Here is a 21,533-nt window from a genome sequence, read left to right on the forward strand (position 1 = left end):
CATTTATGCGGACAATCGAGCCTTTGAGCGTTGGAGCGCGGAATGAAAGCCCGCTGGGATATTTTTTGCAGCGTCGTCGATAACTATGGCGACATCGGCGTGACCTGGCGCCTGGCCCGGCAATTGGTGGCGGAGCAGGGCTGCGAGGTGCGCTTGTGGGTCGACGACCTGCGCGCCTTCGAGCGTATGTGCCCCGAGATTGATGTGCGCCTGGACCAGCAATGGCAAGAGGGTGTCGATGTGCGCCATTGGCCGGCCGTGTGGTCGAGCGCACCGGCAGCCGATGTGGTGATCGCCGCCTTCGCCTGCCAGTTGCCGCCTGACTACATGGAAGCCATGGCCGCGCGTGAACGCACGCCGTTGTGGATGAACCTGGATTACCTCAGTGCCGAAGACTGGGTAGTGGGGTGCCATCGGTTGCCGTCGGTGAAGTTCAAGGGCGTGCAGAAGTACTTCTTTTTCCCAGGGTTCCGACCCGGTACGGGCGGGTTGTTACGCGAGGCCGGGTTGCTGGAACAGCGTCAGGCGTTTCAGCAGGATGCCGCTGCACAGCGGCAATTCCTGCAAGACTTGGGTGTGTTTCCGGCACCGGGTGCGCGGCTGATCTCGTTGTTCGCCTACGAAAACGCCGGGCTGGCCAGTTGGCTGGATGCACTTTCGACCGACGGGCACACCACTCATCTCTTGGTGCCGGAAGGGCGCATCCTCGGTGATGTACAGCATTGGCTCGGTGTCGAAGGCCTGGCGGTGGGGGACGTCCATCAACGCAACGCCCTGACCGTGCAGGTGCTGCCGTTTGTGCGCCAGGAGCAATATGACCGCCTGCTGTGGTGTTGTGACTTCAACGCCGTGCGAGGCGAAGACTCGTTCGTGCGCGCCCAATGGGCCGGGCGGCCGCTGCTGTGGCACATCTATCGCCAGGACGAAGACATCCACCTGGACAAGCTCGACGCCTTCCTGGACCTGTACACCGCCGCCCTGTCACCGGCCGCAAAGGCTGCCCTGGTCGAGCTCTGGCAAGCCTGGAACACTGATGGCGATATGGCACAAGCGTGGAAAATGCTGCTGGCGCACTGGCCTGAGTTAAGCCAGCACGCGCAGACGTGGTGTCTGGAACAAGGCTTGCAGGCCGATCTTGCGACGGCGCTGGTACAGTTTTATGAAAGTTGGATATGATACGCGACCTTGATTTTTGTAATCCCATCCAAATTTCGGATATACGCAATGAAAACTGGTAAAGAACTGAAACCCGGTACAGTGATCCGTCTCGAAAACGACCCTTGGCTGGTTCAGAAAGCTGAGTTCACCAAGTCTGGTCGTAACAGCGCAATCATGAAGACCAAGCTGAAGAACCTGCTGACCGGTTACAAGACCGAGATCGTCTACAGCGCCGATGACAAACTGGACGACGTGATCCTCGACCGCAAGGAAGCGACCCTGTCCTTCATCAGCGGCGACACCTACACGTTCATGGACACCACCGACTACACCATGTACGAGCTGAACGCTGAAGATATCGAAGCCGTTCTGCCGTTCATCGAAGAAGGCATGGAAGACGTCTGCGAAGCTATTTTCTTCGAAGAGCGCCTGGTTTCCGTAGAGCTGCCGACCACTATCGTGCGTAAGGTTGCCTACACCGAAGGTTCCGCTCGCGGTGACACTTCGGGCAAAGTAATGAAGCCTGCCAAGCTGAGCAACGGTACCGAACTGCAAGTAGCCGATTTCATCGAAATCGACGACCTGATCGAGATCGACACCCGCGAAGGTGGTTCGTACAAAGGTCGCGCCAAGAAGTAATTCCGGCCCCGCCGATACGAAAAAAGCCCGACCTAGCGTCGGGCTTTTTCGTGGGCGCTGCTTTTTTACTTCAGGTGTTGCTTGAGCTCGTCGGATGCCTGCAGCAAGGCCGAACGCACCGCTGGTACCTGGCTGACCACATTGAGCAAGCCGTAGTCGTGGATCATGCCGTTATAGCGCACGGCGGTCACTGGAACCCCGGCCTGGTCCAGCTTGCGCGCATAGGCTTCGCCTTCGTCACGCAACACGTCGGCACCGGCGGTCTGAATCAGCGCGGGCGGCAAGCCCTTGAGCTGATCCGCGGTCGCCCGCAGCGGCGAGGCGTAGATCTCGGCGCGCTGATTGGCGTCGGTGGTGTAGTTGTCCCAGAACCACTTCATCATGTTCCTGGTGAGGAAGTGCCCTTCGGCGTACTGGTTGTAGGACGCCGTCTCGAAGTTGGCATCGGTCACCGGCCATAACAGCAGCTGGAACTTGATCGCAGGTGTGCCCTTGTCCTTGGCCATCAGGCTGACGACGGCTGCCATATTGCCGCCGACACTATTGCCCGCGACCGCCAGGCGTTTGCCGTCGACGTTGATGTCCTTGCCATGCTCGGCGACCCACTTGGTTGCGCCGTAGGCCTGGTTGATCGCCACCGGATAGCGGGCTTCCGGTGAAGGCGTGTAGTTGACGAAGACCGCCACGGCCCCCGAACCCGCCACCAGATCGCGCACCAGGCGCTCGTGGGTCGGGTAATCCCCCAACACCCAGCCGCCACCGTGGAAGAACATGAACACCGGCAATGTGCCCTTGACCCCGGCTGGCCGCACGATGGTCAGGTCCAGCGGCTGGCCATCGACCTGAATGGTCTTCTGGCTCACGTCCGCCTTGGGCAGGGTCAACTTCACACCGGCCTGGGCGCCCGTCAGCACGGCACGGGCTTGCGTGGGTGTCAGTTGTTCCATCGGTTTGCCGGTGCCGGCGTTCAACGCATCCAGGAAGGCCTGGGTACTGTGTTCAACGTCGCCATTGGCGGCAAACGCGTGAGTGACGGACAGGGCGAGCAGGCTGCCGGTCAGCACGTTGGCAAATGTGTTCATGTTCTTCTCCAGTGACAGCGGCAGTGGTTAGACGGTTACGTGCAGGCGCACATCGACGTTGCCACGGGTGGCGTTGGAGTACGGGCAGACTTGGTGCGCGGCGTCGACCAGGCTTTGCGCATCGTCCTCGGCCAGGCCTGGCAGGCTGACGTGCAGGTCGATATCCAGGCCGAAACCGCCAGGGATCTGGCCGATGCCGACGTGGGCAGTGATCGAGGCATCATCCGGGATTTTGCGTTTGGTCTGGCTGGCGACGAATTTCAGGGCGCCGATAAAGCAGGCCGAGTAACCGGCGGCAAACAGTTGTTCCGGATTGGTGGCCTGGCCGCCGGCGCCGCCCAACTCCTTGGGAGTGGAGAGTTTGACGTCGAGGATATTGTCGCTGGAAACAGCGCGACCATCACGGCCGCCGGTGGCGGTGGCTACTGCGGTATAGAGCGTTTGCATGGTGTCGTCCTCTTGGTTTTTAGCGCTAAAGTTTTGCGCGCTAATTAGTTGGTGAGGCAAATGTATAGCGCTAATGTTTAGCGCGCAAGATAAATGTATAAATATTTTTTCAGTCGCTGCAAACCAGTGTGGGAGGAGGCTTGCTCCCGATAGCGGTGTTTCAGTCAAAAGATTCGTCGACTGATAAACCGTCATCGGGAGCAAGCCCCCTCCCACAGGTTGAGTGTTTTGCCGTGTTCAGATCGCGTTCTGCAGGTTGCCCCGCAACGCAAGCAAGTCAGCCTGCAGCTTGCGCAATTGGTCCAGCTCCAAACCGCTGGCGCCGAGAATGCACTGTGGAATGCCCATGGCCTTTTCCTGCAAGGCACGCCCGGCGCCGGTCAGTTCCACCACCACCACGCGCTCATCTTCACGGCTGCGGGTGCGGCTGAGCAGGCCTTCGGCTTCCAGGCGCTTGAGCAGGGGCGTCAGGGAGCCCGGGTCGGTCAGCAGGCGGCTGCTGATTTCTCCGACGGTCAAACCATCTTCTTCCCACAGCACCATCATGGCCAGATACTGCGGGTAGGTCAGGCCGAGGGCTTGCAGGAGCGGTTTGTAGACCTTGGTCATCAGCAGCGACGTGGAGTGCAGGGCGAAACACAGTTGGTTGTCCAGCAACAGGGATTCGCACGGGGCGGGATTTTTGCTCATGGTGGTGCCTCAAAAAAGCGTGTCTGCCTGGAATCTAGCGAGCAAATCTTTAATGCGCCAGATAATTCTGTGCGGGTGGTCAGACCAGTCCGTTCTGCAGTGCCAGATCCCAAGGCGGCACGGGGCTGAATCGGGACTTGAGGTATTCCAGCAGCAACCGGCTGCGCGCATTGGGCTGCTGTTCCAGGCGCAGTGCATAGATCCCGGTGGTCTCCGGGGTGGGTAGGCCGTCTTGGCAAAACAGCGGCAGTAACTCGCCGCGCACCAGGTACTCACTGGCCAGCCAGGTGGGGAGGTGGGCGATCCCCAGCCCGGCGAGAGCGCCCGATAACAGCGCTTCAGCGTTGTTGGCGCTCATGCGGATGCGCCGCGGGCGATACGTTGCACGTCGCCCGTCCAACTCGAAGCGCCACGCGAACATCGGCGCCAGGCCGTCCCAGTCCAGGCCGTCATGCTCGCTCAATTCGCGAGGGTGGGCCGGGGTGCCACGGCTTTTCAGGTAGGCCGGACTGGCGCAGGCGATGCGCACGATACTGGCCAGGGGCGTGGCGATCAGCCGGGTATCGACGATATGCCCGGCGCGCAGCACCAGGTCGACCTTGCCCAAGTGCGCGCCCTGCATATCGACAAAGCTGTCGATCAGATGCAGGTGCACATCCAAGCCCGGGTACACATTCAGGAAGTCGGCGATCACGGGCGCCAGATGCCGTCGCCCAAACGCTGCCGGTGCGTCCACGCGGATCAAGCCCTCGGGCGCATGGCTCAAGGAGACCGCTTCCGCCCGCGCCAGTTGCAGCTCGCTGACAATCCGTCGTGCCCGCTCGGCGAAGGCCAGGCCCGCCGGGGTTGGCACCACCGCGTGAGTGCTGCGCTGGAACAGGCGGCTGCCCACGGAGCTTTCCAGGCTGTCGATGCGCCGCGCCACCGCCGAAGGGGTCAGCGGATGGCGACGGGCTGCGGCAGAAAAGCTGCCGGTTTCCAGTACATCGAGAAACAGGCTCAGTTGATCGGTCAGCGTGTTGGGATTCATCGATGCGCGCTTATGCGAGATTGGCACAGCCATTGTGCGTTGCTGTGCGTTTCCGCGCCAGGGTCGACTGCGTAGCATGCAGGGCCTGGGAATGTGGAGTAGCGAGCGGTGTTGGATTTAGCGGTGTATCTGGTATTGGGCGTGGCCCTCGGCACGGTCGGTGGCCTGTTTGGTATTGGCGGTGGGCTGATTGCGATCCCGGTCCTCGGCGTATGGTTCGGCCTGGACCAACAACTTGCCCAAGGCACGGCGCTGGTGATGGTGGTGCCGAACGTGATGCTGGCCCTGTGGCGTTACCACCAGCGCAATCGCATCGAACTGCGCCACGCCCTGCCGTTGGGCATCATGGGCTTCAGCTTTGCCTGGCTCGGCTCGATCTGGGCTGTGGGGCTGGATGCAGGCGCCATGCGCATCGGCTTTATCGTGTTCCTGCTGACGCTTTCGGCTTACAACCTGCTGCGCATGTTCACGCGCAATGCACCGCCGACGGCACACATGCGTTATTCCTGGCCCTGGCTTGGCGTGTTGGGCGCGGCGTCCGGTTCCATGGGCGGTTTGTTTGGGGTGGGCGGCGCGGTGGTGGCCACGCCGGTACTGACCAGTGTGTTCGGCACCACCCAGGTGGTCGCCCAGGGCTTGTCCCTGGCCTTGGCCCTGCCCAGTACCGGGGTGACCCTGGTCACCTATGCCTGGCACCACGAAGTGGACTGGCTGATCGGCATCCCCCTGGCTGTCGGTGGCCTGCTCAGTATCAGTTGGGGCGTGAAAGTCGCCCACGCCCTGCCGGAAAGGCTGTTGCGCGGCCTGTTCTGCGGCTTCCTGGTGCTGTGTGCGGTAATGCTGACCTTTAAAGTCTGAAGCCTTCGAGGATGTACTCCGCCAGGCAATCGGTGATCGGTGAGGCCATCAGGGGGTTACGCAGCAAACGCAGGTTCATTGACGGCAAGGGCGGTAGCCCTTCCTCGCTGCCGAGTATGCGCAGGTCTGCAGTCACCAGGCTTTCCATGCTGACCATGGCCGCCAAGCCCGCGCTGACGACTGCCTGGATCGCCGCCCCATTGGTGCTGTGATAGGCGAGGCGATAACTGCGCTCGACCGAATCCAGTGCCCCCAGGGCCCACTGGGTGTAAAGGCAGTCAGCACCGGAAATCGCCAGGGGCAGGGCGTCGTGCTCGTCTACGCAAAAGCACGGTGCTGCGGCCCATACCATGCGTTCGGAACGCAACAGTTCCCCGACATCATTCCCGGGCTCTCGGCTGATCACGGTCAGGGCCAGGTCCCGGCGCTGCATCAGCACCGTGGACGCCTCGCAGTGCATCTCAATCTGGATCAGCGGGTATGCCTTGGAAAACCGCTGGAGAATCCCCGGCAGGAAGCGCATCACGTAGTCATCCGGTGTACCGATGCGTACCAGCCCCACCATATGCGGCTCGCGCAGGGTGTTGAACACTTCGCTGTGCAATTTCAGGATGCGCCGCGCGTAGCCCAGCAGCACTTGGCCCTCGGGGGTAAGCCGCACTTGCCGGCCATCGCGCTCGAACAGTTTGCGCTGCAGCACGTCTTCTTCCAGGCGCTTCATCTGCATGCTCACCGCCGATTGGGTGCGGTTGACCCGTTCACCGGCGCGGGTGAAACCGCCCTGGTCGGCGATGGCGACGAAGGTGCGCAGCACTTCAGTGTCGATGCTCGGGTAGTCGGACAATTGATCAATCTCCGAGATGTATTGCATAAGAAACATTCGTTGGATTGATCATAAGGCCAGGCTCACACTCGCGTCATCCCCATTGGAGGGCGAGAAGATGAAAGGTCAAAGAGGCTTTGTGTTGATGGCAAAACGTCCGTTTTCCGGGCTGTTTCACAGGATTGCCCGTTGGCAGGCGCGGCATGGGGAACGCCAGGTCCTGGCCAGCTTGAGCGATGATGCGCTCAAGGACATCGGGCTCAATCGCGGCGACGTTGAGCAGGATCGCCATCTGCATTTCTGGCAAGACCCGCTGCGAAAATGACCCCGGATGCAGTAGGGTGGTTGGCGAGCCCACATGGAGAACCTCATGGCCGCCGACCTGTCTTTTTCCCTCAAGCAAGCTCGGCGCATGGCGCTGGCGGCCCAGGGATTTTCCGGGCGCCAGGCGCCCGTACTGATAAAAGCTGCGCACATCAACCGCGTGATCGAGCGCTTGGGCGTGTTGCAGATTGATTCGGTCAATGCGCTGGTGCGCTCTCATTACTTGCCGCTGTTTTCCCGCTTGGGCGGTTACTCGCCGTTGATGCTTGAACAGGCGGCCTGGAGCCAGGGCCGGCGGCGTTCGCTGTTTGAGTATTGGGGGCACGAGGCCTCGTTGCTGCCGATGGCGTTGTATCCCTTGATGCGTTGGCGTATGGAGCGGGCGCAGCAGGGACGGGGCATCTATTCGCAGATGGCGCGCTTCGGTCGTGAGCAACAGGCCACGATCCAGCGCGTTTTGCAGACTGTCGAACAGCAGGGCGCGCTGGGCGCGGGCAGTTTGTCGACCCGCGAAGAGCGAGCCGGACCCTGGTGGGACTGGAGCGATGAAAAGCACGCGCTTGAGTGGCTGTTCGCCGCCGGCCTGGTGACCGTTGCCGGCAGGCGTGGTTTCGAGCGGCTGTATGACTTGCCCGAGCGCGTCATCCCGGCTGACATCCTCCAGCAGACGCCGTTGACCGAGGCCGAGGCCCAGCGTGGCCTGTTGCTGCACAGCGCCACCGCCTTGGGTGTAGGCACCGAAAAAGACCTGCGCGACTACTTCCGCCTTGACCCCGCCGACAGTCGCAGTCGCCTGGCGGAATTGGTCGAGGACGGGCAATTGCAGGTGTGCCAGGTGCAAGGCTGGAAGCAGGCAGCATACTGCCTGCCCGGGCCAAAAGTGCCACGCAAGGTGTCGGCCAGCGCACTGCTGTCGCCCTTCGACTCGCTGGTCTGGGAGCGCAGCCGCACCGAGCGCCTGTTCGATTTCCGCTACCGCCTGGAGATCTACACCCCGCAACACAAACGGGTGTACGGCTACTTCGTGCTGCCGTTTTTGCACAACGAGCGGATCGCTGCACGTATCGACCTGCGGGCCGAACGCGCCAACGGGCGCCTGGCCGTGCATGGGGTGCACGAAGAGGAGCCGGGGCTGGATGATGAGGGGATGCAGGCGCTGGCCCTGAACCTGCGGCAAATGGCCGACTGGCTGGGGCTGGAACAGGTGCAGCTCAATTGCCAGCGGCCGAGTGCCGACCGGTTGCGGTTAGCCATGCTGCGCGTGTAGGAGGAAGGTACTTTCGTGGCGAGCGGGCTTGTCACTACAAGCCCTATTTTCCAAACGTCTGCTAGCGTTTGACCTGCTTCAACGTCTCGGCAATCAGGAATGCCAACTCCAGCGACTGATCGGCGTTCATCCTTGGGTCGCAGTGGGTGTGGTAACGGTCCGACAAGCCATCTTCGGTGATCGGCCGCGCGCCGCCGATGCACTCGGTGACGTTCTGCCCGGTCATCTCGATATGAATCCCGCCGGCATACGTGCCCTCGGCCTGGTGCACCTGGAAGAACTCCTTGACCTCGCCGAGGATCTGCGCAAAGTCGCGGGTCTTGTAGCCGCTGCTGGCCTTGATGGTGTTGCCGTGCATCGGGTCGGAGCTCCACAGCACCTGCTTGCCTTCGCGCTGCACCGCGCGAATCAGCTTGGGCAGGTGGTCGCCGACTTTGCCTGCGCCCATGCGCGCGATCAGGTTGAGGCGGCCGGGGTCGTTGTCGGGGTTGAGGATGTCGATCAGGCGGATCAGGTCGTCCGGGTTCATGCTCGGGCCGACCTTCACGCCGATCGGGTTGTTCACCCCGCGCAGGAATTCGACATGGGCGCCATCCAACTGACGGGTGCGGTCGCCGATCCACAGCATGTGGGCCGAGCAGTCGTAGTAGTCGTTGGTCAGGCTGTCGCGGCGCACGAAGGCTTGTTCGTAGTTGAGCAGCAGCGCTTCATGGGCGGTGAAAAAGCTGGTTTCGCGCAACTGTGGCGAGCTGTCCATGCCGCAGGCGCGCATGAAGGCCAGGGTTTCGTCGATGCGGTCGGCCAACTGGCTGTATTTTTCCGCCAGGGCGGAGTTGGCGATAAAGTCCAGGTTCCACTTGTGCACCTGGTGCAGGTCGGCAAAACCGCCCTGGGCAAAGGCGCGCAGCAGGTTGAGGGTGGCGGTGGACTGGTGGTAGGACTGCAGCAGGCGGTCCGGGTCCGGCACACGGCTTTTTTCGTCGAAACCGATGCCGTTGACGATGTCGCCACGGTAGGCGGGCAGGGTGATGCCGTCGAGGGTTTCATCGTTGGCCGAGCGCGGCTTGGCGAACTGGCCGGCCATGCGCCCGACTTTCACCACCGGGCAGCCGGCGGCGAAGGTCATCACGATTGCCATCTGTAGCAGCACCTTGAAGGTGTCGCGGATTTTTGCGGCGGAGAACTCGGCAAAGCTCTCGGCGCAGTCGCCACCTTGCAGCAGGAACGCGCGACCCTGGGTCACCTCGGCAAACTGACGGCGCAACTCGCGGGCTTCCCCGGCAAACACCAGCGGCGGATAGCTGGCCAGGCTCTGCTCCACTTGCAACAAGTGCGCAGCGTCCGGGTACTGGGGTTGTTGCTGGATTGGCAGGGCGCGCCAGCTGTCGGGGCTCCAGGGTTGGCTCATCATGAACTCGATTGGGTGGTTGACGGTCGGGCGCCAATGTTATCAGCAATTAGTGCGTGACCTGTTGCCGCCGGTTGGCCGACAATCGCGCCTTTGCCGTGGGGTAACCCCTTTAGGAGTAGTGATGAGCGAGGAGCGTGTCGAGCGCCTGCTGGCCGAAGTCCATGATGATTTCGGCATGATTCGTGTTCTCGAGGTGGCCGATTACCGGTTTCTCGAGTTTGGCGACGCCATCGAGCAAAGCTGCGTGTTCACCGCTGACCCGAGCTGGCTGGAGTACGACTACACCCGCGCGATGCTGATCGGCGCGTTGTGCCATGAGCAGCCGGAGAGCGCACTGTTCCTCGGCCTGGGAGCTGGCACCTTGACCCAGGCGTGCCTCAAGTTCCTGCCGCTGGAGGATGTCGAAGCCATCGAGCTGCGCCCCGATGTGCCGCGCCTGGCCATCGAATACCTGGGGCTGGATGATGATCCGCGCCTGTATATCCGCATCGGCGACGCCTTGGAACTGTTGGAGAGCGCTGAATCGGCGGACCTGATTTTCGTCGACCTCTACACGGATGTCGGTCCCGGCGTCGGACACCTGGCCTGGACCTTCCTGGAAAACTGCCAGAAGAAACTCAACCCCGGCGGTTGGCTGGTGATCAACCAGTGGGCCACCGACGATGGCAAACCCTTGGGCGCGGCGCTGCTGCGTGGTTTGTACCACCGGCATTATTGGGAACTGCCGGTGAAGGAGGGCAATGTGATCCTGTTGGTGCCTTCGGAGCTGGACCAGGCGCTGGATATGGAGGCGCTTTCTGCTCGGGCTGAGTTGTTGGCGCCGCGTCTGGGTTACTCGTTGCAGGCGTTGATCAAGGCGATTCGTCCGGCTACATAAGCTAGATGCCCTTGAACACCCCCGGCCGCTTCTCGACCATCGCCCGCACGCCTTCCTTGGCATCCTCGCTGTTCAGCAATTTATCCACCATCGGCGGCAGCGCGGCGGCGGCAACGGTTTCGCCTTCCATGTGTGCCAGGCGGGCCGACATCAAGGTGGCCTGGACGCCAAGCGGCGCCTGGCGCGCGATGCGGCTGGCGAGTTCGATGGCGCGGGGCAGCAGGTCTTCACTGGCCATGACTTCCTGCACCAGGCCCAGGCGCAGGGCTTCATGGGCGTCGAACTCATCGCCGGTGAGCAGCCAGCGCATGGCGTTGCCCCAGCCGGCGATCTGATGAAAGCGCAATGTCGCGCCTCCAAACGGAAAAATCCCACGTTGCACTTCCATCTGCGCAAAGCGGGTATTGCTCGCGCACAGGTTGATATCCGCCGCGAGCATCAACTCGATACCGATGGTCAGGCAGTAGCCCTGGGCCGCGACGATCACCGGTTTGCTGACCCTGGGGCCGGCGAAAACGCCCCAGGGATCGCAACCGCCCAGGGGCGGTTGCCAGCCTCCAGCCATCACGGCGCTGACATTGGCCAGGTCCAGGCCGGCGGTGAAGTGGTCTCCGTGGGCAAATACTACGGCCACCCGTGCTTCGTCATTTCGATCAAATTCGCCATAAGCCAGGCTCAGTTCATTGAGCAGGTCCAGGTCAAAGGCGTTGCGCTTGGCGACCCGATCCAGTCCCAACAGCAGGACATGGCCCTGGAGTTCACGGCTGACGCGGCTGCTGCTGGTTTGATTCATCGGGTGTGCCCTCGGGCGCAATGAAGGGTTTCAGACCAAAGGGTCTCGATGCAAGGTGAACCGTTTAAGCGTTATGACCAGCAGGGCCGGGCCTTTGAAAAATAGACCCTGCCGCGCTTATCTGCAAAGACTGTGATGCAGCGCGGTTTATCGGCGCCTGGCGATAAAAAAAGCTCCCTTTTTCAGGTATTTCCGGTATAGTGCGCGCCGGCCTTTAACCGGGCCGCGTTTAGGTAGCGCAATTCCCCGAAGTCAGCTTCGGCTGCACGTCCGCACAGCGGACTCTCCCTTGACGAATCTTTTTCATTCATTCGTTTTCGCAAATCCCCGCCGACAAAGCAGCCAGGGCGACTCTTGAGTCTCAACACGGCATGCGCAGCTTTGGAGCATGGGTCTTTGCGGATGCACTTAGAGGCAGACCCATGACCCAGGAAACCGGCGGCTTCGCCGCTTTTAATCTTAACCCGAACATTCTCGCTGCCGTCATCGCGACCGGCTACGAAGAACCTTCGGCGATTCAGCAGCAATCGATCCCGATCATCATGGCCGGCCAGGACATGATTGGCCAGGCGCAAACCGGTACCGGTAAAACCGCCGCGTTCGCCCTGCCTATCCTGCACTGCATCGATCCTGCCAAGCGCGAGCCGCAAGCCCTGATCCTGGCGCCAACGCGTGAGTTGGCGCTGCAAGTAGCAACCGCTTTTGAAACCTACGCCAAGCAAATGCCAGGCGTTACCGTTGTTGCCGTCTACGGCGGCGCGCCGATGGGCCCGCAACTGAAGGCCATCCGTAATGGCGCTCAGATCGTCGTGGCCACCCCGGGCCGTCTGTGCGACCACCTGCGTCGCGACGAGAAAGTCCTGTCGACCGTGAACCACCTGGTTCTGGACGAAGCCGACGAAATGTTGAAGCTGGGCTTCATGGATGACCTGGAAGTCATCTTCAAGGCACTGCCTCCGACCCGTCAGACCGTCCTGTTCTCGGCCACTCTGCCACAGTCGATCCGTGCCATTGCCGAACGCCACCTGCGCGATCCGCAACACGTGAAGATCCAGACCAAGACTCAGACCGTTACCGCGATCGAACAGGCTCACCTGTTGGTTCACGCTGACCAGAAGACCTCGGCTGTATTGAGCCTGCTGGAAGTCGAAGACTTCGACGCCCTGATCATGTTCGTGCGTACCAAGCAAGCGACCCTGGACCTGGCCAGTGCCCTGGAAGCCAAAGGCTACAAAGCCGCTGCGCTGAACGGTGACATCGCCCAGAACCAACGTGAGCGCGTGATCGACTCCCTCAAGGATGGCCGTCTGGACATCGTTGTGGCGACCGACGTAGCGGCTCGTGGTCTCGACGTTCCGCGTATCACCCACGTGTTCAACGTTGACATGCCTTACGATCCGGAATCCTACGTTCACCGTATCGGCCGTACCGGCCGTGCCGGTCGCGAAGGTCGTGCACTGCTGCTGGTGACGCCACGTGAGCGCCGCATGCTGCAAGTGATCGAGCGTGTAACCGGTCAGAAAGTCGCCGAAGTCCGCCTGCCGGATGCCCAGGCCGTTCTCGATGCCCGCATCAAGAAACTGACCAACAGCCTGTCGCCGCTGGTGGCTGACGCTGAATCGACCCACGGCGACCTGCTGGACCGCCTGACCGCCGATATCGGTTGCACCCCGCGTGCCCTGGCTGCAGCCCTGCTGCGCAAGGCTACCAACGGTCAGGCCCTGACCCTGGCGGCCATCGAGAAAGAGCGCCCACTGGTGCCGAACAACGCGCCACGCGGTGATCGTCCAGAGCGTACCGGCGACCGTCCGGACCGTGGTGATCGTGAGCGTCGCGCTCCGGTTCCATTGGCAGAAGGCCGTGCCCGTTGCCGTACCGCGCTGGGCGCACGTGATGGTATCGCTGCCAAGAACCTGCTGGGCGCTATCCTCAACGAGGGTGGCCTGGCACGTGAAGCCATCGGTCGCATCCAGGTCCGTGACAGCTTCTCCCTGGTGGAGCTGCCGGAAGACGGTCTGGAAAAACTGCTGACCAAGCTGAAAGACACCCGCGTTGCCGGCAAGCAATTGAAGTTGCGTCGCTACCGCGAAGATTGATCCGCCCTTGGGCTGATTGATCGCACATAAAAAATCCCCGACTGGTTCGGGGATTTTTTTTGTCCGCTGTTAACCGAAGCGGTAGATGTCCATACCCAGCGCGCCCATGGTGAACCCCTGGTGTGCAACGCTGAAGTCACCCCCGGCGCCGCGCGCAAAGTACAGCGGCAACAAATGTTCATCGCTGGGATGGCTGCGCACGGCGTGGGGCGCCTGGCGACGGTAATCATGCAAGGCCGCCTCGTCGTTGGCGGCGAGTGTCTCCACCATCCAGTCACGGAAGTCGCGTGCCCAAGGCTCGATACTCTCAGGTCCGGCCTGCCAGTTCAGCTCCCCCAGGTTATGGGTGATGCTGCCGGAGCCGATCAACAGCACGCCCCGTTCGCGCAAGCCGGCCAAGGCATGCCCGATGCGGGTTTGCAGGGCAGGGCCCATGTGGCTGGGCAAGGAGACTTGCACCACTGGAATATCCGCTGCCTGGTACATCAGCGAGAGCGGCACCCAGGTGCCATGGTCAAACGGGCGGCGCTCATCGATTCGCGCCTGCAAGCCGTCGGCATGAAGCAGTTCGACAATTTCGCCGGCCAATTGCGGGTCGCCCGGTGCCGGGTACTGCACGGCGAACAGCTCCCGGGGGAAACCGCCGAAGTCGTGCCAGGTCTCGGGCGCGGCACTGCCGCTGACCAGCAGTTCCTGGCTTTCCCAATGTGCCGACACCACCACAATTGCCTTCGGCCGCGGCAGTTCAGCGGCCAGGCGCTGCAGGGCGGGGCCGCTGGCGCCGGGTTGCAGGGCAAGCATGGGCGATCCGTGGGAGATAAACAGGCTGGGCAACATAAGGAAGGTCCTGAGGTTTAACATGGGCCCATCTTCAATCAGATCATTGATCTAAATCTAATATAAGTTTTAGCGCTTTTTGATCGAATTTTCGGAGGTGATTCCATGGAGCCCAAATTTTGGCAGGAGCGCTGGGCGCGCAATCAGATTGGCTTTCACCTGCCCGAGGTCAATCCTTACCTGCTGCGGTATTGGCCTGTGCTTGGCCTTGCCCAGGGCGCCAAGGTGCTGGTGCCGCTGTGTGGTAAAAGCCTGGACCTGATGTGGCTGGCCAGCAACGGCTATCACGTATTCGGCGTTGAGCTGTCGGAGCAGGCGGTAGAAGCCTTTTTCAGCGAGCAGAACCTGACGCCGCGCATCACTCGGCACGGCGTGTTCAAGGTGTACCAGGCTGATTTGATCGAAATATGGTGCGGCGATTTCTTTGCCTTGGATGCCGGGGCACTGGCTGACTGCACGGCGCTCTACGACCGTGCCGCACTGATCGCCCTGCCGCCGCTGATGCGCGCGCAGTACGCCGAGCAGTTGAACAGCCTGTTGCGGCCAGGCTGCCAGGGACTGCTGATCACCCTGGACTACGACCAGACGCAAAAAGCCGGCCCGCCCTTTGCGGTGCCGGATGATGAGGTGAAGGTGCTGCTGGGTTTGCAGTGGCGCCTGGAGGTGCTCGAAGCCCAGGATATCCTGGGTGAGAGCTGGAAGTTCGTGCAGGACGGTGTCACGTGTCTTGAAGAGCGCGTTTATCGGCTCACCAAGGGGTAAAACCCGCGCACAAAAAAGGGGCGATCCAATCGCCCCTTTTGCATTACCGGGTATCAGCCCCGACGACGCAGCGCGTCGATACGCTCTTCCAGCGGCGGGTGGCTCATGAACATGCGAGCCAGGCCCTGCTTGACACCACCGTTGATGCCAAAGGCGGTCAGGCTGTCGGGCATATGCACCGGCAGGCCCTGTTCGGAGCGCAGGCGCTGCAGCGCACTGATCATTGCACTGGTGCCAGCCAGGCGCGCGCCGGCTTCGTCTGCACGGAACTCTCGTTTGCGCGAGAACCACATCACAATCGCGCTGGCCAGGAAACCCAGCACCACTTCGGCAAAGATGGTCGCTACGAAGTAGGCGATCCCGCGGCCGCCTTCGTTCTTGAAGATCACCTTGTCGACAAAGTTGCCGATGATCCGCGCAAAGAACATCACGAAGGTGTTCACCACGCCCTGCACCAGCGCAAGGGTAATCATGTCGCCGTTGGCTACGTGGCCGATCTCGTGCGCGAGGACCGCCTTCACCTCATCGGGTGAAAAGCGCTCGAGCAGCCCTTGGCTGACCGCCACGAGGGCGTCGTTCTTGTTCCAGCCCGTCGCAAAGGCGTTGGCCTCGTAGGCAGGGAAAATCCCGACCTCTGGCATTTTTATACCTGCTTCCTGAGACAACTGCTCCACGGTCTGCATCAGCCATTGTTCATGGCGGGTGCGTGGTTGAGTGATGATCTGGGTGCTGGTGCTCATCTTCGCCATCCACTTGGAGATGAACAGCGAGAACAGCGAACCGGCAAAACCAAAGACCGCACAGAAAATCAGCAGCTGATTGAGGTTCAGATCAACCCCGTTGGCCGCCATGAACCCGTTGAAGCCGAAAAGGCTCAGGGTGATGCTGGCAATCAGCACGACCGCCAGGTTGGTAGCCAAGAACAGCAGGATGCGCATCATGGTTGTAGAGTTCTCCTCATGCTTAATATGTCGCGTACTGCGGGGTATATAAGGTGCGGCTTGGGGTGATTCAACCGAGCGACTATTTCAAACTGTGTCCTACAGCCTGAATGTAGAGCCTTGAAGGGATTTTCCGATGATGAATACTACCCGTGAAAAGCTATTTTTTGCCTTACGGGCCCGTAACTACAGGGGCTTGTGGATGTAGAAACGCAAATGCAGTACGGGGAATGTGCATAGCCAGAGAAGTGTTGCCAGATAATCGCTGTACGACCGAATGCCGGTCGTACAGCGCCACGTCGGTTACTGGCGATAGGACTTGAGGAAATTGCCGATACGGCCAATGGCCATGTCCAGGTCATCCACGCGGGGCAGGGTCACCACTCGGAAGTGATCCGGCCACGGCCAGTTGAACGCCGTGCCCTGGACCACCAGCAGCTTTTCCGAGAGCAGCAGGTCGAGCACGAATTTCTCGTCGTTGAGGATCGGGCAGACCTTCGGGTCGATCCTCGGGAAGGCGTACAGCGCGCCCATGGGCTTGACGCAGCTCACGCCCGGGATTGCATTGAGCAGCTCCCAGGTACGGTTGCGCTGTTCCAGCAGGCGGCCCTGGGGCAGGACCAGGTCATTGATGCTCTGGTAGCCGCCGAGGGCGGTCTGGATTGCGTGCTGGCTCGGCACGTTGGCGCACAGGCGCATGTTGGCCAGCATGTCGATGCCTTCGATGTAGCTCTGGGCATTGTGCTTGGGCCCGGAAATCGCGATCCAGCCGGAGCGGAAGCCCGCCACGCGGTAGGACTTGGAGAGGCCGTTGAAGGTCAGGCACAGCAGGTCCGGCGCCAGGGAACCGGTGCAGATATGCACCGCATCGTCGTAGAGGATCTTGTCGTAGATCTCGTCGGAGAACACCACCAGGTTGTGCTGGCGTGCCAGCTCGAGCATGCCCAGCAGCACTTCCCTGGAGTACACCGCACCGGTGGGGTTGTTCGGGTTGATGATCACCAGGGCCTTGGTGTTCGGCGTGATCTTGGCCTTGATGTCGGCCAGGTCCGGGAACCAGTCGGCGCCCTCGTCGCACAGGTAATGCACCGGGTGGCCGCCGGCCAGGGTCACGGCGGCGGTCCACAGTGGGTAGTCGGGTGCTGGCACCAGCACTTCGTCGCCGTTGTTGAGCAGGGCCTGCATGGACATCACGATCAGCTCGGACACGCCATTACCCAGGTAGATGTCTTCGATGCCGACGCCTTCGACCTGCTTCTGCTGGTAGTACTGCATCACGGCCTTGCGCGCGCTGAACAGGCCCTTGGAGTCGCTGTAGCCCTGGGCGGTGGGCAGGTTGCGGATCACATCCTGGAGGATTTCATCCGGCGCTTCGAAACCAAAGGGCGCCGGGTTGCCGATGTTCAGCTTGAGGATGCGATGGCCTTCCTCTTCCAGGCGCTTGGCGTGCTTGAGCACCGGGCCGCGAATGTCGTAGCAGACGTTGGCGAGCTTGTTCGATTTGCTGACCTGCATGGCGATGTGATCCTGAAAATGAACGATCCAGACGGTGTGGGCACTACCGTACTGTGAATGCTGCAAGGCCCGCACCCATAAATACGTTTGAATGCCGGTAGCGCGGGTGCCAGACTGGCGTTTTGAAGAGGCGCAATCATACGTGCCGCCTGATCCATGGAAAAGATACAGATCAGGCTTTTTCAGTTGCCGAGGTGTACCGATGGAAAAGTTGCAGAAAACCGTTGAAGAATGGAAGGCAATGCTCGATCCGGAGCAGTACAACGTGTGCCGTCTCAAGGGCACCGAGCGTCCTTTCAGCGGCAAGTACAATGAGACCCGGACCGATGGCGTGTATCACTGCATCTGCTGCAATGCGCCACTGTTCGATTCGACCACCAAGTTTGATTCCGGCTGCGGCTGGCCGAGTTTCTACGCGCCGATCGCCGACAGCGCAATGATCGAGATCCGTGACGTCAGCCACGGCATGATTCGCACCGAAGTCACCTGCGCCCAATGCGATGCGCATCTGGGCCATGTGTTCCCGGACGGTCCGCCGCCGACGGGGCTGCGGTATTGCATCAACTCGGTGTGCCTGGAGCTTGTTCCTCGTTAGATTGAACGGCGACTGGCCTCTCCAGGGGCGAGCACGTTCGCTCCTGGAAAATGTTGATGAGGTGTCATCAGTGCGGTCAATTAAATTGCACGCAATTGAATTGCCTACTATGTTTCATCCTCTTTCTCCCTTATCGAGGCACTGCCATGAGCAACAACCTGCTGAGCATCCCTTGCACCACCATCAAGGGTGAGCAAAAGACCTTGGCCGATTTCGCCGGCAAGGCCGTCCTCGTGGTCAATACCGCCAGCAAATGCGGCTTCACCCCGCAGTACAAGGGCCTGGAGCAACTCTGGCAGCAGTACAAGGACCAGGGCCTGGTGGTATTGGGCTTTCCTTGCAACCAGTTCGGCAAGCAGGAGCCCGGTGACGAAGGGGCGATTTCCGAATTCTGCGAACTGAACTTCGGTGTCAGCTTCCCGTTGTTCAAGAAGATCGACGTCAATGGCAGCGATGCCCATCCACTGTTCGTGCAACTGAAAAAACAGGCGCCGGGCCTGCTGGGGTCCAAGGGCATCAAGTGGAACTTCACCAAGTTCCTCATCGGCCGCGACGGCCAGGTGGTCAAGCGCTTCGGTCCTGCCACCAAGCCGCAGGACTTGACCCAAGAGATCGAAGCCTTGCTCAAATGACCGACCTGCCCAGCGTGTCCCTGGCCCTGGACAACCAGCTGTGTTTCAAGCTCTACGCTGCGTCACGCGCTGTCACCCGTGCCTATAAGCCGATGCTCGACCAGTTGGGTCTGACCTACCCGCAATATGTGGTGATGCTGGTGTTGTGGGAGTGGCACGCCACGCCTGCGCTGCAGCCGACGGTCAAGGCCCTGGGGGAGCGCCTGATGCTCGACTCGGGCACGCTGACGCCGCTGCTCAAGCGCCTTGAACAGCTTGAGTTAGTGACGCGTCGGCGCAGTGCCAGGGATGAGCGTGAAGTGCACTTGAGCCTGACCGAGGCCGGTGTGCAACTGCGGGACCAGGCCCATGGCCTGAAGACCCGCCTGTTGTGTGATCGCGGCATCGACCTGAATCAGGCCGATGCCTTGCGCGATGGTCTCGACCAGTTGCTTGCGCAGCTTAAAGACTTGTCGTCCCAGGCACCCACAAGTCCAGCAGGGCATTGAGTTCTTCGCGGCGGAACGGCTTGGCCAGGTAATCATTCATCCCCGCCGCACGGCAGCGCTCGCGCTCTTCGGACAGGGCATTGGCGGTCAACGCGACAATCGGCAGGTCCGGCCAGCGTCCGCTGCGCCGAATCTGCCGGCTGGCCTCATAGCCATCCATCACCGGCATGTTGCAGTCCATCAGCACCATATCGAAGCGTTGTTCTTCAAGAAACGTGAGCGCTTCGCCACCGTGGGCAGCCACGATCACTTCGCAGCCCAGTTTGCTGAGCATGCCCTTGGCCACCAGTTGGTTGACCGGGTTGTCCTCCACCAGCAGGATGCGCGCCCGATGTGCGAGCGGTGCGGCATCCAGTTGGACGGGGTCAAGCACCAGGTGCGCGTCGGTGCGCAAGTTGCGTTGCAGGATCTGGTACAGCGCGTTGCGGCTCAAGGGGCGTGCCTGTTGGTGCAACGGCGCCAGTGCCGCCACTTCTTCGCTGGGCATGAAGTTGCCATAGGCGGTCACCAGCAGGATGGGCGCGGTGATGCCCGGCCGTATGCGGAACAGGCATTCCGGGCAGTCGGTAATCAGCAGGTCGGGGGTTTGCCCGCTCAAATCGTCATCCATGGTGAAACAACGCAGGGACAGTCCCCAGCAGGGCAGCAGGGCCGTGAGCAACTCTGTCAGGCCGCTGCCGGCGTCGGTGATGGCGATGACCTCGCCTTTGAGAGGCGCTGGCTGCACCGCGGGCAAATGGGCCGGCAGTGGCAGGTCTGCGCAGAACTGGCTGCCAAAGCCCACTTCCGAGCTGATACTCAAGCGCCCCTTCATCGCTTCGCACAGGTTGTGCGTCAGTGCCAGGCCCAGGCCCGTCCCGCCATACTGGCGAGTGATGCCGGCGCCGGCCTGGGTGAACGGTTGGAAGATTTTCACTTGGGCCTCCTGCGCAATGCCGATGCCGGTATCGCAGACTTCAATGCGTACGCCGCCGTCGTGGGTACGCAGGCGCACATCAACCCGACCAAAGCGGGTGAACTTCAAGGCGTTGGAGAGCAAGTTGCTGACAATCTGCCGCACACGGGTCGGGTCACCGAGCACCTGGGCCGGGAACTGCGGGTCGATCAGGCAGCTCAGCTCCACGCTCGGTGCGGCGTTCTGCGATAACAGGTTGGCGGTGTCTTCCACCAGCGCGCCGAGGTCGAAGGGGATGCGCTCCAGCTCCAACTGGCCGGCGTCGAACTTGGACAGGTCGAGAATATCGTTGAGCAGTTCCACCAGCACTTTGCCGGAGTCATGGGCGATAGACAGTTGCTGGCGTTGTTCGGCGTTCAACGGGCTGTCCAGCGACAGTGCGATCATGCCCAGCAGGCCGTTGAGCGGGGTGCGGATTTCGTGGCTCATGTTCGCCAGGAAGGCCGCCCGGGCCTGGGCCATGCCCAATGCATGCATCTTGGCGGCTTCCAGCTCATCGTTGGACTGGGTCAGCCGCTGGTTGCTGGCCTTGAGTTCAAGGGTGCGCGCGGACACGATATGTTCCAGTTGCCCCAGGTATTCGGTCAGCCGATCCTCGGCGTGGCGGCGCTGCTGGATTTCGGTTTCCATGTTTTCGAATTGCTGGTTGGCGACGTCCACCAGCACCCCGATTTCATCGTGCTCATGCCCCGGCGGGCAGTCCAGGCGTGCCTGCTTGCGGGTGCTCAGCTCACGAATAATGCGCACCAGCGGTTGGGTCAGCATGACGTAGAACAGGCCCAGCAGAATCCCGGTCAGCAACAGGCTGCGTGCGAACCCGTTGAGCAGGGTGATCTCGGCGCGGCGCAGGAACCGGCTGCCAAAAGCGTAGGTGTCGACGTCCAGGCGCAGTACGCCAAGTGACTCGTTGGGCATGTGGCTCAGGAACAGTTGATCTTCGAACTGGCGGTTGGCGCCAAACATGAAGTCACTGATAGGGCGGTAGGTGCTTTCCTTGCGTGGCCGGTCGACATCGGCCAGCACCACGCCATTGTTGTCGATCAACTGCGCGCGAATGATGGCGGGGGAGTGCAGCAGGCCCAGGGTCAGTTCCTGGGCCAGTTCGGCATCGATGTTGTAGGCGATACGTGACGCGGGGTTATGGCTGATTTCGATCAGCGAACGTATTTCGCGGTTGATGGATGCGTCTTCGCTGGCATAATCAATGCCGATTTGGATCAGGCTGAGCAAGGTTCCCAAGACGAAACCGACCAGCACCGTCAATCTGGCTTGTTTATAAGACAAGCGGTGGGCGAACTTGATATCCATTGAGT

General features: G+C 61.3%; 22 protein-coding genes. 11 read left to right on the forward strand and 11 right to left on the reverse strand.

Features of this window, described 5'->3' with window-relative positions; translation table 11 throughout:
• Nucleotides 1-42: 42 nt before the first annotated feature.
• Together earP and B9N88_RS24560 are read left to right on the forward strand one after the other, a co-directional pair.
• A complete protein-coding gene (earP, locus tag B9N88_RS24555; RefSeq protein ID WP_027606985.1) occupies nucleotides 43-1,176 on the forward strand; it encodes an elongation factor P maturation arginine rhamnosyltransferase EarP in 1,134 nt (377 codons plus the stop codon).
• Between the two features lie 48 nt (nucleotides 1,177-1,224).
• Entirely contained in the window at nucleotides 1,225-1,797 is a 573-nt protein-coding gene (locus B9N88_RS24560) for an elongation factor P (protein WP_003172723.1), read from the forward strand.
• 65 nt (nucleotides 1,798-1,862) lie between these two features.
• Here the strand turns inward: B9N88_RS24560 and B9N88_RS24565 are convergent, their stop codons facing one another.
• From B9N88_RS24565 to B9N88_RS24580, 4 genes are all read right to left on the reverse strand, one after another.
• Nucleotides 1,863-2,879, reverse strand: coding sequence for an alpha/beta hydrolase (locus B9N88_RS24565; RefSeq protein WP_027606986.1), 1,017 nt, complete (start codon nucleotides 2,877-2,879; stop codon nucleotides 1,863-1,865).
• Nucleotides 2,880-2,906: 27 nt separating this feature from the next.
• On the reverse strand, nucleotides 2,907-3,326 hold the full coding sequence (locus B9N88_RS24570; protein ID WP_027606987.1) for an organic hydroperoxide resistance protein: 420 nt from the start codon (nucleotides 3,324-3,326) through the stop codon (nucleotides 2,907-2,909).
• A 237-nt stretch (nucleotides 3,327-3,563) separates the two neighbouring features.
• On the reverse strand, nucleotides 3,564-4,016 hold the full coding sequence (locus B9N88_RS24575; protein ID WP_027606988.1) for a MarR family winged helix-turn-helix transcriptional regulator: 453 nt from the start codon (nucleotides 4,014-4,016) through the stop codon (nucleotides 3,564-3,566).
• A gap of 79 nt (nucleotides 4,017-4,095) precedes the next feature.
• Complete coding sequence (locus tag B9N88_RS24580) at nucleotides 4,096-5,046, reverse strand: LysR family transcriptional regulator (RefSeq protein WP_027606989.1); 951 nt, start codon at nucleotides 5,044-5,046, stop codon at nucleotides 4,096-4,098.
• A gap of 108 nt (nucleotides 5,047-5,154) precedes the next feature.
• Here B9N88_RS24580 and B9N88_RS24585 point away from each other — a divergent pair, with 108 nt between their 5' ends.
• Nucleotides 5,155-5,904, forward strand: a complete 750-nt coding sequence (locus B9N88_RS24585) for a sulfite exporter TauE/SafE family protein (protein WP_027606990.1) — start codon at nucleotides 5,155-5,157, stop codon at nucleotides 5,902-5,904.
• Here B9N88_RS24585 and B9N88_RS24590 read toward each other — a convergent pair.
• Nucleotides 5,894-6,775 carry a LysR family transcriptional regulator gene (locus B9N88_RS24590; protein WP_043293698.1) on the reverse strand — a complete coding sequence of 294 codons (882 nt, stop codon included), beginning with the start codon at nucleotides 6,773-6,775 and terminating at the stop codon, nucleotides 5,894-5,896. The genes B9N88_RS24585 and B9N88_RS24590 overlap by 11 nt on opposite strands.
• Before the next feature lie 70 nt (nucleotides 6,776-6,845).
• On the opposite strand from B9N88_RS24590, the gene B9N88_RS24595 reads away from it, so the two are divergent.
• Together B9N88_RS24595 and B9N88_RS24600 are read left to right on the forward strand one after the other, a co-directional pair.
• Nucleotides 6,846-7,052, forward strand: coding sequence for a DUF1127 domain-containing protein (locus tag B9N88_RS24595; RefSeq protein ID WP_027606992.1), 207 nt, complete (start codon nucleotides 6,846-6,848; stop codon nucleotides 7,050-7,052).
• A gap of 45 nt (nucleotides 7,053-7,097) precedes the next feature.
• Entirely contained in the window at nucleotides 7,098-8,318 is a 1,221-nt protein-coding gene (locus tag B9N88_RS24600) for a winged helix-turn-helix domain-containing protein (protein ID WP_027606993.1), read from the forward strand.
• A 61-nt stretch (nucleotides 8,319-8,379) separates the two neighbouring features.
• Here the strand turns inward: B9N88_RS24600 and B9N88_RS24605 are convergent, their stop codons facing one another.
• The gene (locus B9N88_RS24605) at nucleotides 8,380-9,726 is read right to left on the reverse strand and encodes a class II 3-deoxy-7-phosphoheptulonate synthase (RefSeq protein ID WP_027606994.1); all 1,347 of its coding nucleotides are present in this window, start codon (nucleotides 9,724-9,726) and stop codon (nucleotides 8,380-8,382) included.
• Between the two features lie 124 nt (nucleotides 9,727-9,850).
• On the opposite strand from B9N88_RS24605, the gene B9N88_RS24610 reads away from it, so the two are divergent.
• On the forward strand, nucleotides 9,851-10,606 hold the full coding sequence (locus B9N88_RS24610) for a spermidine synthase (RefSeq protein WP_027606995.1): 756 nt from the start codon (nucleotides 9,851-9,853) through the stop codon (nucleotides 10,604-10,606).
• Nucleotide 10,607: 1 nt separating this feature from the next.
• Here the strand turns inward: B9N88_RS24610 and B9N88_RS24615 are convergent, their stop codons facing one another.
• Complete coding sequence (locus tag B9N88_RS24615) at nucleotides 10,608-11,399, reverse strand: crotonase/enoyl-CoA hydratase family protein (RefSeq protein WP_027606996.1); 792 nt, start codon at nucleotides 11,397-11,399, stop codon at nucleotides 10,608-10,610.
• Between the two features lie 422 nt (nucleotides 11,400-11,821).
• On the opposite strand from B9N88_RS24615, the gene B9N88_RS24625 reads away from it, so the two are divergent.
• Entirely contained in the window at nucleotides 11,822-13,495 is a 1,674-nt protein-coding gene (locus tag B9N88_RS24625; RefSeq protein ID WP_027606997.1) for a DEAD/DEAH box helicase, read from the forward strand.
• A 69-nt stretch (nucleotides 13,496-13,564) separates the two neighbouring features.
• Here the strand turns inward: B9N88_RS24625 and B9N88_RS24630 are convergent, their stop codons facing one another.
• Nucleotides 13,565-14,332, reverse strand: coding sequence for a DODA-type extradiol aromatic ring-opening family dioxygenase (locus B9N88_RS24630; protein ID WP_027606998.1), 768 nt, complete (start codon nucleotides 14,330-14,332; stop codon nucleotides 13,565-13,567).
• 105 nt (nucleotides 14,333-14,437) lie between these two features.
• Between B9N88_RS24630 and B9N88_RS24635 the strand changes: the two genes are divergently transcribed.
• On the forward strand, nucleotides 14,438-15,094 hold the full coding sequence (locus tag B9N88_RS24635; RefSeq protein WP_027606999.1) for a thiopurine S-methyltransferase: 657 nt from the start codon (nucleotides 14,438-14,440) through the stop codon (nucleotides 15,092-15,094).
• Between the two features lie 53 nt (nucleotides 15,095-15,147).
• On the opposite strand, the gene htpX is transcribed toward B9N88_RS24635, so the two are convergent.
• On the reverse strand, nucleotides 15,148-16,035 hold the full coding sequence (htpX, locus tag B9N88_RS24640) for a protease HtpX (RefSeq protein ID WP_027607000.1): 888 nt from the start codon (nucleotides 16,033-16,035) through the stop codon (nucleotides 15,148-15,150).
• Between the two features lie 303 nt (nucleotides 16,036-16,338).
• Nucleotides 16,339-17,550, reverse strand: coding sequence for a pyridoxal phosphate-dependent aminotransferase (locus B9N88_RS24645; RefSeq protein WP_027607001.1), 1,212 nt, complete (start codon nucleotides 17,548-17,550; stop codon nucleotides 16,339-16,341).
• A gap of 202 nt (nucleotides 17,551-17,752) precedes the next feature.
• Here B9N88_RS24645 and msrB point away from each other — a divergent pair, with 202 nt between their 5' ends.
• The 3 genes from msrB to B9N88_RS24660 all read left to right on the forward strand — a co-directional run bounded on the left by msrB (nucleotide 17,753) and on the right by B9N88_RS24660 (nucleotide 19,265).
• Nucleotides 17,753-18,145, forward strand: a complete 393-nt coding sequence (gene msrB, locus B9N88_RS24650; RefSeq protein ID WP_027607002.1) for a peptide-methionine (R)-S-oxide reductase MsrB — start codon at nucleotides 17,753-17,755, stop codon at nucleotides 18,143-18,145.
• 146 nt (nucleotides 18,146-18,291) lie between these two features.
• The gene (locus B9N88_RS24655; RefSeq protein ID WP_027607003.1) at nucleotides 18,292-18,777 is read left to right on the forward strand and encodes a glutathione peroxidase; all 486 of its coding nucleotides are present in this window, start codon (nucleotides 18,292-18,294) and stop codon (nucleotides 18,775-18,777) included.
• The gene (locus B9N88_RS24660) at nucleotides 18,774-19,265 is read left to right on the forward strand and encodes a MarR family winged helix-turn-helix transcriptional regulator (RefSeq protein WP_027607004.1); all 492 of its coding nucleotides are present in this window, start codon (nucleotides 18,774-18,776) and stop codon (nucleotides 19,263-19,265) included. The genes B9N88_RS24655 and B9N88_RS24660 overlap by 4 nt, the downstream gene beginning before the upstream one ends.
• On the opposite strand, the gene B9N88_RS24665 is transcribed toward B9N88_RS24660, so the two are convergent.
• A complete protein-coding gene (locus tag B9N88_RS24665; protein ID WP_027607005.1) occupies nucleotides 19,219-21,528 on the reverse strand; it encodes a hybrid sensor histidine kinase/response regulator in 2,310 nt (769 codons plus the stop codon). The genes B9N88_RS24660 and B9N88_RS24665 overlap by 47 nt on opposite strands.
• Nucleotides 21,529-21,533: the final 5 nt, after the last annotated feature.

Source organism: Pseudomonas sp. LAMO17WK12:I1 (assembly GCF_900177315.1).
GTDB lineage: Bacteria > Pseudomonadota > Gammaproteobacteria > Pseudomonadales > Pseudomonadaceae > Aquipseudomonas > Aquipseudomonas marginalis.